The sequence below is a fragment of the Cellulomonas sp. GTC20042 genome, from assembly GCF_055389595.1.
Window position 1 is genome coordinate 1,552,767 of sequence record NZ_AP043678.1, and the last position, 10,949, is coordinate 1,563,715.

A 10,949-nucleotide genomic window follows, 5' to 3' on the forward strand; every position below is an offset into this window, starting at 1 on the left:
CAGTGATCGATGCAGGGAAAGGGGATGACATGAGGAACAGCAAGCGGGTCGCGGCCCGGTTCGGCACCCTCGCCGTCGCGGCGGCGCTCGTGCTCACCGGATGCTCCGGCAGCAGCGACGACGAGGCGACCGCCGGCGGCTCCGAGGAGACCTCGGCCTCCGGGGACCTCACGCCGGTCAAGCTGCAGCTCCAGTGGCTGACGCAGGCCCAGTTCTCCGGCTACTACGCGGCCGTGGACCAGGGCTTCTACGAGGACGAGGGCCTCGACGTCGAGATCATCCCCAGCGGCGGCGACATCGTGCCGCAGGACGCGCTGGCCAACGGCGAGGTCGACTACGCCATCGCCTGGGTGCCCAAGGTGCTCGGCTCGATCGAGCAGGGTGCGAACATCACCGACGTCGCGCAGATCTTCGAGCGCTCGGCCACCCTCCAGGTGTCCTTCGCCGACTCCGGGATCGAGGGCCCCGAGGACCTCGCCGGCAAGACGATCGGCTCCTGGGGCTACGGCAACGAGTGGGAGCTGTTCGCCGGTCTGAACAAGGCGGGCGTCACCGACTACTCGATCGTGTCGCAGGCCTTCGACATGAACGCGTTCCTGGCCGGGGACATCGACGCCGCGCAGGCGATGACCTACAACGAGTACGCCCAGCTGCTCGAGACCGAGAACCCGGACACCGGCGAGCTCTACCAGCCCGAGGACTTCAACGTCATCGACTGGAACGACGAGGGCACCGCCATGCTCCAGGACGCGATCTGGGCGGACGCGGGCCGTCTGGCCGACGACCCGGACTACGCCGAGACCACGGTCAAGTTCATCAAGGCGTCGATCAAGGGCTGGCTCTACGCCCGGGACAACCCGGAGGAGGCGGCGAGCATCGTCACCGCCGCCGGCTCCACCCTCGGCACCAGCCACCAGCTGTGGATGACCAACGAGGTCAACAAGCTCATCTGGCCGTCCACCTCCGGCGGCATCGGCATCATCGACGAGTCCGCCTGGGACGCCACCGTCGACATGGCGCTCAAGACCTCCAACGAGACCGGCGCCACGATCATCACCTCCGAGCCGCCGGCCACCGCGTACAGCAACGAGTACGTGCAGCAGGCGCTGGACGAGCTGACCGCGGAGGGTCTGGACGTCGTCGGGGCGGACTTCACGCCCATCGACGTCGAGCTCCAGCCCGGCGGCAACTGATCGACGCGTCCCCGGGCCGGTGGCGCAGGTCAGCCGCCGGCCCGGGGGCTGATCCACCCCGTTCGGCACGCTTTCGATGGGCACAGCCCTGCCAGGAAAGGCACCTCCATGACCGCTCCGCTCGACGCCGACGGGCAGCTCGCCTACGACCTCGACCGCGCCCACGTCTTCCACTCCTGGTCGGCGCAGGCCGCGCTCACCCCGATGGTGGTGCGCTCCGCCGCCGGCTGCGAGGTCGAGCTCGCCGACGGGCGCACCCTGCTGGACTTCAGCAGCCAGCTCGTCAACACCAACGTGGGCCACCAGCACCCCGCCGTGGTCGCCGCGATCACCGAGCAGGCCGCCACCCTGGCGACGATCGCCCCCCAGCACGCCGTGCTGCCGCGCGGCCGGGCCGCCGAGGCGATCGTCCGGCACGCCCCCGCGGGCTTCTCCAAGGTCTTCTTCACCAACGCGGGCGCCGACGCCAACGAGAACGCGATCCGGATGGCGCGGATCGCCACCGGCCGGGACAAGATCCTGTCGTTCTACCGCTCGTACCACGGCAACACCGGCTCCGCCGTGGTCGCCACCGGCGACTGGCGCCGGGTGCCCAACGAGTACGCCCGCGGGCACGTGCACTTCTTCGGCCCCTACCTGTACCGCTCCGAGTTCTGGGCGGGCACCCCGGAGCAGGAGTGCGAGCGCGCCCTGCACCACCTGGAGCGGGTGATCGTCTCCGAGGGCGCCACCTCGATCGCCGCGATCCTGGTGGAGACCGTCGTCGGCACCGGCGGCATCCTGATCCCGCCGCCCGGCTACCTCGCCGGCGTGCGTGCCCTGGCCGACAAGCACGGGATCCTGCTGATCCTCGACGAGGTGATGGCCGGCTTCGGGCGCACCGGATCCTGGTTCGCCCTCGACCAGCACGACGTGGTGCCCGACCTGATCACCTTCGCCAAGGGCGTGAACTCCGGCTACGTGCCGGCCGGCGGCGTGCTGATCTCCGACGCCGTGGCCGCCACCTTCGACGACCGGGTGTTCCCCGGCGGACTGACCTACTCCGGGCACCCGCTGGCGATGGCCGCGATCGTCGCCACCATCGAGGCGATGGAGACCGAGGGGATCGTGGAGAACGCCGCCCGGGTCGGCACCGACCTGCTCGCCCCCGGGCTGGCCGCGCTCGCCGACGCGCACCCGAGCGTGGGGGAGGTGCGCGGCACCGGCGCGTTCTGGGCGCTGGAGCTCGTCACCGACCGTGCCACCCGCGAGCCCGTGCCCGCCGCCGCGATGGGCGCCCTCAAGTCCGGCCTGATCGACCGCGGCATCCTCCCCTTCGTCCAGGACAACCGCATCCACGTGGTGCCGCCGTTGATCATCACGGACCCCCAGGTCGCGACCGCCCTCGCGGCCTACGACGAGGTCCTGACCGAGCTGGACCAGACGCTCTAGCCCTCTCGAACTCCCGCGAGGTCGGGGGTTCTGCACGAGGTCGGTGGTTCTGCACCCGATGAACGCGCACGAACCACCGACCTCGTCGCCGGCACCCCGCCCGGCCGTACAGTCGGACCCATCCGCTCGCCTTCCAGGAGGACCACCCGCATGTCCAGCACGCCCGCACCCCGCGCCGTCGTCACCGGCGCCTCCTCCGGCATCGGCGCCGCCACCGTCCGACGGCTGCGCGCCGAGGGCTGGGACGTCGTCGCCGTGGCCCGCCGCGCCGACCGCCTGGCCGCGCTCGCGGAGGAGACCGGCGCCGAGGCCTTCCCGATGGACGTGACCTCCGCCGAGGACGTCGTCCGCCTCGCCGCGCACCTGGAGGCCACCGGCGGCGTCACCAGCCTGGTCAACAACGCCGGCGGCGCCCTCGGCCTGGACCGGGTGGCCGACGCCGACGTCGACGGCTGGCGCCGGATGTACGAGCTCAACGTGCTAGGCACCCTGCAGGTGACCAAGGCCCTGCTGCCGCTGCTCGTCGCCAGCGGCCGGGGCGACGTGCTGGTCGTCACCTCCACCGCCTCGATCGCCCCCTACGAGGGCGGGGCCGGCTACACCGGCGTCAAGCACGCCGAGCGCATGCTCACCACCACGCTCCGCCTCGAGCTGATCGGCCAGCCGGTCCGCGTCATCGACATCGCCCCCGGCAACGTCGCCACCGAGGAGTTCAGCCTGGTGCGCTTCGCCGGAGACGCCGAGCGCGCCGCCAAGGTCTACGCCGGCTACCAGCCGCTGGTCGCCGACGACATCGCCGACGTGATCGCCTTCGCGCTCACCCGCCCGCACCACGTCAACATCGACACCCTCGTCGTGCGGCCGCGCGCGCAGGTCAGCAACACGCAGGTCGCGCGGGACGTCTGACGCGGCCGGAGGGCCGGTCGGGCGGGCGTCGGGCTCGGCGGCGGGGGTGTTCTCAGGCGCTCGCGCCGCCGAGCCCCTCCGCCCGTGCCCGCACCACCGCCGCCGCGCGGTCCGGCACCTCGATCTTCGTCAGCACGTTCGCCACGTGGTTCCGCACCGTCTTCGCAGACAGCCCCAGCCGCCGGGCGATCACCAGGTTGTCGTGCCCGCCGGCCACCAGGTCGAGCACCTCGCGCTCGCGGTCGGTCAGCCGGGGGAACGGCACCCGCACCGCCGTGCGCCCGCCGAGCACGTAGGCCATCGCCCGCTCGGCGACGGTCGGACCGAGGATCATCTCGCCGGCCGCGACGGCCCGCACCGCCCGTTCCACCTGCTCCGGCGGCGCCGACTTCACCAGATACCCGCGCGCACCCGCCCGCACCGCCGCGAGCACCGCGTCGTCGTCCTCGTGCATGCTCATCACCAGCACCGCGACCCCCGGCCAGGCCACCAGCACCTCACGGGTCAGGTCGATGCCGGAGCCGTCACCGAGGTCGAGGTCCATCACCACCACCTCCGGCCCGTCCCCGGCGAGCAGCTCGCGCGCGGTCGCGGCGGAGTCCGCCTCGGCGGTCACGGCGATCCCCGGCAGGGAGCCCAGCAGCGCAGCCATGCCGATCCGGAACACCGGGTGGTCGTCGACCAGCAGCACGCGGATCATCGGGCGGCCGCCCGTCCGGCGTCGGTGCCGCGCGCGACGGGGCGCGGGGCGGCCGCGCGCGGGTCGGCCGCGGTCAGCACCGGGCGCAGCGGCAGGACGGCGTGCACCCGCGTGCCGGGGGCATCGGCGGCGGCGGGGTCCGCGGGCCCGATCCGGAACACCCCGCCGATCTCCTCCACCCGCTCGCGCATCGCCCGCGTGCCCACGCCGACCGTCCCCTCCGGGCCGCGACCCCGGTCCTCGCACAGCACCTCGAGGGTGGTGGCCGTGCGGCGCAGGACCAGCCGGCAGCCCGCGGCCCCCGAGTGCCGCCAGGCGTTGCGCGCCGCCTCGCTCAGCACCCCGTACGCGGCCGCCGCGACGGCGGGGTCCAGGTCGCCCGGGTCGTCGCCGGACCGCCGCACCGTGAACCCCTCGGCCGACAGCCGTCGCACCAGGTCGTCCAGCGCGGCGTCGAGCCCCTGCTCGTCCAGCACCGGGGGCAGCAGGCTCCGCGCGAGGTCCCGCACGTCCTCCGCACGCCGGCCGGCCTCGGCGTGCAGCGCCTCCAGCACCGCGCGGGCGCCCGCCGGGTCGTCGTCCAGCCGGTTGATCGCCCCCTGGATCCCCAGCCGCACCCCGCTCAGCCAGGGACCGAGGCCGTCGTGCAGCTCGCGCCGCACCACCCGGCGCTCCGCGAGCCGGGCGCGCAGGGCGGCGTCGCGGGCGTCGGCCAGGTCGCGGGCGCCCGCCGCGAGCGCCAGACCGGCGGCGACCACCGGCAGCACCTGGTCCAGGCCGTCGCGGGTGCGCGCGTCCAGCCGCTCGCCCGGCGGGGCGGTCACGGCCAGGTCCCCGATCACCCGATCGCCCCGCGGCACCGCCACGTGCAGCGCCGGGGAGGTCGCCACGCCCCACGTCCCCGCGCCACCCGCCGCGACTGCAGGACCCGCCCTCTCCCGCGCGGATGCAGTCTCGACGTCGACCATCCGCAGGGTGACCGACTCCAGCCGCAGCGACCGGCCGACCGCCGCCGCCAGGTCGTCCAGCAGGTCGTCCGGATCGGTGGTCGACCCGGCACCGTCGGCCAGCGTGCGCCCGACCCGCAGCGCCGCACCGGCCGGGTCGATCTCGCCGTACACCAGCCGGTGCACCCGTCCGCCCAGCCAGGTCCGCACCGGCTGCATCGCCAGCACGACGCCCACCGCCGCCGCGACCTGCGCCCACCCCGATCCGCCCACCAGCAGCGACACCCCGGCGGCGACCCCCGCGTACCCCGCGGCCAGCACCAGCGTCGCCAGCGCGGCCACCGTCGCCCGGCTCACCACCAGGTCCAGCCCCCACAGCCGGTTGCGCAGCACGCTGACCAGCAGCGCCGCCGGGAACAGCGCCTGGCAGACCAGGTGGCTGATCGGCACCAGCAGGAACAGGGCGGGGCCGGGATCGGTGAGCACCAGCGGCACGAACGACAGCGCCATCACCGCCGTCGCGCCCGCCAGCACCCCGAGACCGCGCCGCTCGTCCACCGGCCCGCGCCGCGACCGCCACCACGTCGCCCCTGCCGTCACGATCCCGGCCACCACCACCGCCGCGATCGGCGCCCGCGCATCCGCCATCGGTGCCAGCAGCCGGGTCCCCGTCAACCAGACCGTCACCGCCGCGCCGAGCAGCACCCCCGCCCGGGCCACCGGTCCGAGCGCCCGGTCCCGCGCCAGCCACGGCACGATCGTGAACAGCGCCACCGTACCCGGCACCCACACCCAGCCGAACGCGCCGACGAGGGGATCGAGCGCGGGCAGCCCCGGCCGGGCCAGCAGCAGCGCGCCCCACGCCCCGCCGACCGCCGACACCCCGCCCGCGATCCCGGTGCCCGCCACCAGCCAGCCGACCGGGTGCCGCCTCCGCGACAGGATCACCGCGCCGACCGTCCCGTAGACGGCCGCCACCGCCACGTCGACCGCCGTGAACAGCAGATCGCCCGCCGTCATCGCGTGCGGGCCGGCGGTCGCGGCGGCCACGTGCAGCACGGCGGCGGTGCCGGCGAGCAGCCAGGCGGTCAGCGCGATCACGGTGGCCGTGCGGGGCAGCCCGGGGGAGCGCGGACGGTCCCCGGCGCCGGGCGCGACGGATCCCGGACGCGCGACGGCCCCCTCCCGTGCCATGGCGCCACCGTAGGGGCAATCCACCACAGAACGGGAGGGGTCGGGGCATACCGGGACAGATCGCCCCGGGATCGACGTGCTCAGCGCCGACCGCCGAGCGTGAAGCCCAGCGCCACCACCAGCAGCCACAGCGGACCGGTGAACCCGGCCATGTACTGCAACGGCGAGATCCCGGCGACCAGCGTCAGCCCGCCCAGCACCGCGCTCACCCAGCCGATCCACCGCGGCGCCGCCCCGTGCCGCAGCGCCGCCACCGCCACCGCCACGCCGGTCAGGCCCGCGCCGACCCACAGCCACGGGATCGTGGCCACCCAGTCCGTGTAGAACGCCCCGGACTCCGGCACCAGCTTGTCGGTCTCGGCGAAGGCGAACAGGAACTGCGTGTCCAGCCCGCTGCCCAGCAGCCCCGCCACGGCCACCAGCAGCAGACCGCCGGAGGCCACCGACGGCAGCAGGCTCCCCGCCGGCCCCTGCTGCGCCAGCCGTCGTGCGAGCCCGGCGGCGAACACCACCAGCAGCAGCGTCGTCAGCACCGTCGCCGTGTGGAACACCAGCTGCGTGCCGAGCTTGCCCGCCATCCCCGCCACGATCGCGTCCGCGTCCCCGGCCGTCGTCTCCCAGTCCGCCGACAGCCCCATCGACGACTGGATCGAGACCAGCCCGGTGATCCCGGCGGCGACACCCGCGACCGCCCACCCGCGCGGCCCCCGGGCGACGCCGGTGCCGCCCCCTGCTGCGGCACCGACGCCGGTCCGTGCGCGGTGCTCCAGGGGTGTGTCCTGCGTGGTCATCTCGTGCTCCTCACCGTGAGGGGCGCCGACCGCCCCCGTCGGCACCGACCCTCGGCCGGTCGGCGTCCCGGGCAGAAGGGCGCCCGTCCCGGATCCTCGGGCGATCCGCCCGGGACACCCGCCCTGCCACCTCGCAGGGCGCTTCACCCGGGACCGATGTCGTGACCCGCCGGACATCTGCGCCGTCTACCCTGAGCGCATGACGACAGCGGAGGCCGCGCCCGGCCAGCAGATGCCCGACGAGCGCGAGATCCTCGGCTGGGACCAGTTCGGCGAGGCCTCCCGCGACCTGGCCCGCGCGGTCGTCGCCTCCGGCTTCGAGCCCGACGTCGTCGTCGCGGTCGCCCGCGGTGGTCTGCTCCCCGCGGGGGCTCTGTCCTACGCGCTCGGCCTCAAGGCTTGCGGCACCCTCAACGTCGAGTTCTACACCGGCATCGACACCCGCCTGCCGGACCCCGTGCTGCTGCCCCCGCTGCTCGACACCGCCGCCCTCGTCGGCCGCCGCGCGCTGGTGGTGGACGACGTCGCCGACACCGGCGAGACCCTGGCCCTGGTGCAGCGCATCGTCGCCGAGCACTGCGAGGAGGCCCGCACCGCCGTCCTCTACGCCAAGCCGCACTCGATCGTGAACCCGGACTTCGTGTGGAAGCGCACGGCGCAGTGGATCACGTTCCCCTGGTCGGCGGAGCCGCCGGTCACCGCGTGACCGTGGTCGCTCACCGGACGGGTGGGCGGTCGAGCAGGACGGTGACCGCAGGCTCCGGGTCGGTGGTCGCGATCAGGTGCAGCCAGGCGACGTCCGAGCAACTCGTTCCGGGTGGGAGATCGAGCACCACCTGGGCGCTGACCTGTACGCACGCCTCGGTCAGCGGTGCGCCGAGCATGTCCGTCTGGTCCGCGGTCACGCATCCGCCGTGCGCGGAGGGATGCGGCGGGAGCGTCGTGCTGAACGGCGCGGCGGCGACGATCGCGTCGAGGTCGGTCGAGTCGACGCGAAAGCGCACGATCGCCATGTCCTCGTACGGCCGCCCCGGCTGGGGTTCGTAGGCCACGCCGTCGACGGCGAGATCTTCCGCGGACTCCGGGAGCGCGATCCCGACGGCTGCGAGCCGACGATCGGCATCCCCCCGGGCCTGTGCGGGCGGTGTGCTGGTGGTGGTGCGCGCGATCTCGGCGCCCGTGCCGGCTGCGGTCGCGTTCGGCTCGTGCGTCCAGCGGGGGCGGAGCAGCAGATCGGGGACCAGCACCAGCACGAGCAGCGCGAGGCCAACGAGCACAGCGAGCGTGCAGGTGGTGCGTACGAGACCCCAGCCTCCTCGCGCGCGAGGGGAATAGCGTGCTCGTGCCTGCTCGGAGGTGCGTTCACCGGGTCGGCGGTGTGATGAGCAGAACCGTCACCTCGACATCTGCCGCCGAGGAGACCGCGCGGACCTCGACGTCCGTCCAGGTCCCGTCGGGGCGGTCGATCTGCACTCGGGTGCGCAGACATCCTGGAGGAAGCTGCTTCTCGACGATGTCGAGCAGGTTCGGAGCGAAGCACTCGGGCTCGCTGTCGTCCAGAACCACGGCTGGGCCGACGCCGGACAGCGGCGGCGTGGAGGCGAACGCGTCGAACTCGTCCGCACCGACGGTGAACCGGATGATCGTCACGGCCTCGTACGGCGCACCGGAGAGCACCTCGTAGTCGATGTCCTCGACCCCGACGTCATGGACAGAGGCAGGCAGGGTCATCTCGAGCGCGGCCAGTCGCTCTCGCGCCGTGGCGACGGCTCGATCGTCGGCGACCGGGCGGACGTGTCGCGCGATCGTCTGCCCGGTGCCCATCCCGATGGTGGTGGGCGCATGCACCCAGGGGAAGAGCACGTCGTCCCCGTGTCGCAGGTGCACCGTCAGGCCGCCGAGACCGAGCAGGACGACAGCACCGATCGCTGCTGCGGCCCAGCGCCATCGGGTTCGTGTCATCGGGCGCTCCCGCTGCTCGTCTCCGCCGTCGAGGTGCCGTGCAGGTCGTACTCCTGGGCGAGCCCCGCGGTGTGAAGGCTCGCCATCTGTTGGTCGGTGACGTCGATCCCGTCGATGTTTGTGCTCTTGCCCGGGTCCCAGTTGTACCGGTCGTAGGTCGACACCGTGGTCGACATCTCGTAGGTCCAGGCGCCGTCGGGTGTTGTCGGCGGTGCGACGGTGACCTGGCCCGTCAGCGCGTAGGAGGTCGCGCCCGAGGCCAGGTACCAGTTCCTGTCCTGGAGATCGTGGCCGGTCCAGCCAGAGGCCACCGGGAAGGTCACCGGCCCCGAAGCTCCCTGCGTGCGTGCAGCGGCGACCGCCGCACCGATGAGGTCGGTGCGTTGCGCCGCGACACGGGCGGCGAACGACGGATCGTCCATGAGCATGCGGTCCACGTCCTGCTCCAACGACCGACCGCTGCCGCCGAGGTAGTGACGCAGGTTGCGCGATGCGTCCGGCCACCGCGCCGCCATGGCGGTCGCCGCAGCATCGACGATGCCGTAGGTGAGAGCGTCGCTCCATCCTGGCTCCCGCGAGGCGTACGCACCCGCACCGGCATCGATCGGTGGCCACGCGGGTTCGACAACGGCGTAGCACCCAGGCGCACTCATCGGCCCCAGCCCGGGGTACTCGTACGCCGTGCCGTGCGGGCTCTCCGAACCCGGGGTGTACGGATGCGGGGTCCGTGTCGTCCCCTCGCCCACAGGCGCGTGAGCGCGAAACGCGTCGATCACCGCCTCCGCGGCCCGCGCGAGCCCCTGCTGCGCGGTCGCCGCCTCGTCGTGTGCGGTGCTCCCCGCGGCGGCCGCGGATCGGAGTGCACGCGCGCGGGAGACCACGCCGGTCGGCAGGCAGAACGCCCCTGGTCGAACGGTCGGCAGCACCGACAGGAGCGCCGTCCGTGCGGTCGCGAGCGCGGCGTCCTCGGCGCGCGCGGCATCGACCGTCGCCCGCGCGGTGTCGAGCGCGACCGCGTAGGAGTCCAGGGCCGCGGCGATCTGCACGAGCCCGTCGACGTCGGACGCGATCGTGGTCGTGTGCCGGTCGAACCATCGCCCGGCGGCCCGTGCGGACGGTCCCTGCCAGGTGTCGAGCAGGGCGGACGCACGGGAGAACGTGTGACGGCGCTCGTCGGTCGCGGTGGCGGCGGCGCGGAACGTGTCGGCGGCGGCCCGGACGTCGGCGGGCGCGTCGGCGGGGTAGGTGAGGGTGCGGCTCATCGCGGGACCGGGACCCGGCGGCGGGCGAGCGCGGTCATCCGGGCCTCGACGTCTGCGTCCACGGCGCGCAGAGAGGCGCCGGTGGCACGCAGGGCGTCGTGCGCGTGCTCGGCGAGCTCGTCCAGACGGCGGGCGTGGCGTCGCCAGTCGTCCGTCGCGGCGGCGAGGTGGGGCGCGATCGTCGGGGTGCGGTCGGCGGTCCAGGAGGGCATGGCATCGAGCGCACGGTCCAGCGCGCACGGCTCGGCCACGATCCGGGCGGCGGTGTCGAGGTCGTCGTAGGTCACGGCGAGGGTGGGCACGGGCGTGCTCCTCTGCGGTCGTGACGCGGCGGCTGCACCCGGGCGGGTGCGCGTCACCTCGACCCTGGCACAGGTCGACGCGGGCGATCGACGAATCCAGTGGTGCCCTCGCCCCCCCCCGGGATCCGCGCCTGTCCTGCCCTGGGCCGTCCTCGCGTCTACACTGACCCCCACAGGCACCGATCCGGCCATCACCGGGGAGCCTCCGGAAGAACGGCCCCGCCCCCGCCAGAGCGGAGCCCAGTAGAACCGGACGGGTAG

11 protein-coding genes are annotated in these 10,949 nt (G+C 74.1%); 4 read left to right on the forward strand and 7 right to left on the reverse strand.

Annotated features, from left to right (window positions below; all coding sequences use genetic code 11):
• The first annotated feature begins 29 nt into the window (after positions 1-29).
• From ACZ5HG_RS07200 to ACZ5HG_RS07210, 3 genes are all read left to right on the forward strand, one after another.
• Complete coding sequence (locus ACZ5HG_RS07200; RefSeq protein WP_464181405.1) at positions 30-1,193, forward strand: ABC transporter substrate-binding protein; 1,164 nt, start codon at positions 30-32, stop codon at positions 1,191-1,193.
• Between the two features lie 108 nt (positions 1,194-1,301).
• Positions 1,302-2,624: an aminotransferase class III-fold pyridoxal phosphate-dependent enzyme gene (locus ACZ5HG_RS07205; RefSeq protein ID WP_464181406.1), complete on the forward strand. Its 1,323-nt coding sequence runs from the start codon at positions 1,302-1,304 to the stop codon at positions 2,622-2,624.
• A 150-nt stretch (positions 2,625-2,774) separates the two neighbouring features.
• Positions 2,775-3,530 carry an SDR family NAD(P)-dependent oxidoreductase gene (locus tag ACZ5HG_RS07210; protein ID WP_464181408.1) on the forward strand — a complete coding sequence of 252 codons (756 nt, stop codon included), beginning with the start codon at positions 2,775-2,777 and terminating at the stop codon, positions 3,528-3,530.
• Between the two features lie 52 nt (positions 3,531-3,582).
• Here the strand turns inward: ACZ5HG_RS07210 and ACZ5HG_RS07215 are convergent, their stop codons facing one another.
• The 3 genes from ACZ5HG_RS07215 to ACZ5HG_RS07225 form a co-directional block, all read right to left on the reverse strand.
• Entirely contained in the window at positions 3,583-4,230 is a 648-nt protein-coding gene (locus ACZ5HG_RS07215) for a response regulator (protein ID WP_464181409.1), read from the reverse strand.
• Positions 4,227-6,371 carry a sensor histidine kinase gene (locus ACZ5HG_RS07220; RefSeq protein ID WP_464181410.1) on the reverse strand — a complete coding sequence of 715 codons (2,145 nt, stop codon included), beginning with the start codon at positions 6,369-6,371 and terminating at the stop codon, positions 4,227-4,229. Before ACZ5HG_RS07220 ends, ACZ5HG_RS07215 begins: the two co-directional genes overlap by 4 nt.
• Before the next feature lie 80 nt (positions 6,372-6,451).
• Positions 6,452-7,162, reverse strand: a complete 711-nt coding sequence (locus ACZ5HG_RS07225) for a hypothetical protein (RefSeq protein WP_464181411.1) — start codon at positions 7,160-7,162, stop codon at positions 6,452-6,454.
• 199 nt (positions 7,163-7,361) lie between these two features.
• On the opposite strand from ACZ5HG_RS07225, the gene ACZ5HG_RS07230 reads away from it, so the two are divergent.
• The gene (locus ACZ5HG_RS07230) at positions 7,362-7,868 is read left to right on the forward strand and encodes a phosphoribosyltransferase (protein WP_464181413.1); all 507 of its coding nucleotides are present in this window, start codon (positions 7,362-7,364) and stop codon (positions 7,866-7,868) included.
• A 10-nt stretch (positions 7,869-7,878) separates the two neighbouring features.
• Here the strand turns inward: ACZ5HG_RS07230 and ACZ5HG_RS07235 are convergent, their stop codons facing one another.
• From ACZ5HG_RS07235 to ACZ5HG_RS07250, 4 genes are all read right to left on the reverse strand, one after another.
• Positions 7,879-8,439, reverse strand: a complete 561-nt coding sequence (locus ACZ5HG_RS07235) for a hypothetical protein (protein ID WP_464181414.1) — start codon at positions 8,437-8,439, stop codon at positions 7,879-7,881.
• An 85-nt stretch (positions 8,440-8,524) separates the two neighbouring features.
• Positions 8,525-9,124, reverse strand: coding sequence for a hypothetical protein (locus ACZ5HG_RS07240; protein WP_464181415.1), 600 nt, complete (start codon positions 9,122-9,124; stop codon positions 8,525-8,527).
• On the reverse strand, positions 9,121-10,386 hold the full coding sequence (locus tag ACZ5HG_RS07245) for a hypothetical protein (RefSeq protein WP_464181416.1): 1,266 nt from the start codon (positions 10,384-10,386) through the stop codon (positions 9,121-9,123). Before ACZ5HG_RS07245 ends, ACZ5HG_RS07240 begins: the two co-directional genes overlap by 4 nt.
• Positions 10,383-10,688, reverse strand: a complete 306-nt coding sequence (locus tag ACZ5HG_RS07250; RefSeq protein WP_464181418.1) for a hypothetical protein — start codon at positions 10,686-10,688, stop codon at positions 10,383-10,385. The genes ACZ5HG_RS07245 and ACZ5HG_RS07250 overlap by 4 nt, the downstream gene beginning before the upstream one ends.
• Positions 10,689-10,949: the final 261 nt, after the last annotated feature.

Coding starts and splice junctions, on each gene's coding strand:
- ACZ5HG_RS07225 (WP_464181411.1), bottom strand. CDS start 7,162: ATGACCACGCAGGACACACCCCTGGAGCACCGCGCACGGACCGGCGTC.
- ACZ5HG_RS07230 (WP_464181413.1), top strand. CDS start 7,362: ATGACGACAGCGGAGGCCGCGCCCGGCCAGCAGATGCCCGACGAGCGC.
- ACZ5HG_RS07245 (WP_464181416.1), bottom strand. CDS start 10,386: ATGAGCCGCACCCTCACCTACCCCGCCGACGCGCCCGCCGACGTCCGG.
- ACZ5HG_RS07200 (WP_464181405.1), top strand. CDS start 30: ATGAGGAACAGCAAGCGGGTCGCGGCCCGGTTCGGCACCCTCGCCGTC.
- ACZ5HG_RS07205 (WP_464181406.1), top strand. CDS start 1,302: ATGACCGCTCCGCTCGACGCCGACGGGCAGCTCGCCTACGACCTCGAC.
- ACZ5HG_RS07215 (WP_464181409.1), bottom strand. CDS start 4,230: ATGATCCGCGTGCTGCTGGTCGACGACCACCCGGTGTTCCGGATCGGC.
- ACZ5HG_RS07220 (WP_464181410.1), bottom strand. CDS start 6,371: ATGGCACGGGAGGGGGCCGTCGCGCGTCCGGGATCCGTCGCGCCCGGC.
- ACZ5HG_RS07240 (WP_464181415.1), bottom strand. CDS start 9,124: ATGACACGAACCCGATGGCGCTGGGCCGCAGCAGCGATCGGTGCTGTC.
- ACZ5HG_RS07210 (WP_464181408.1), top strand. CDS start 2,775: ATGTCCAGCACGCCCGCACCCCGCGCCGTCGTCACCGGCGCCTCCTCC.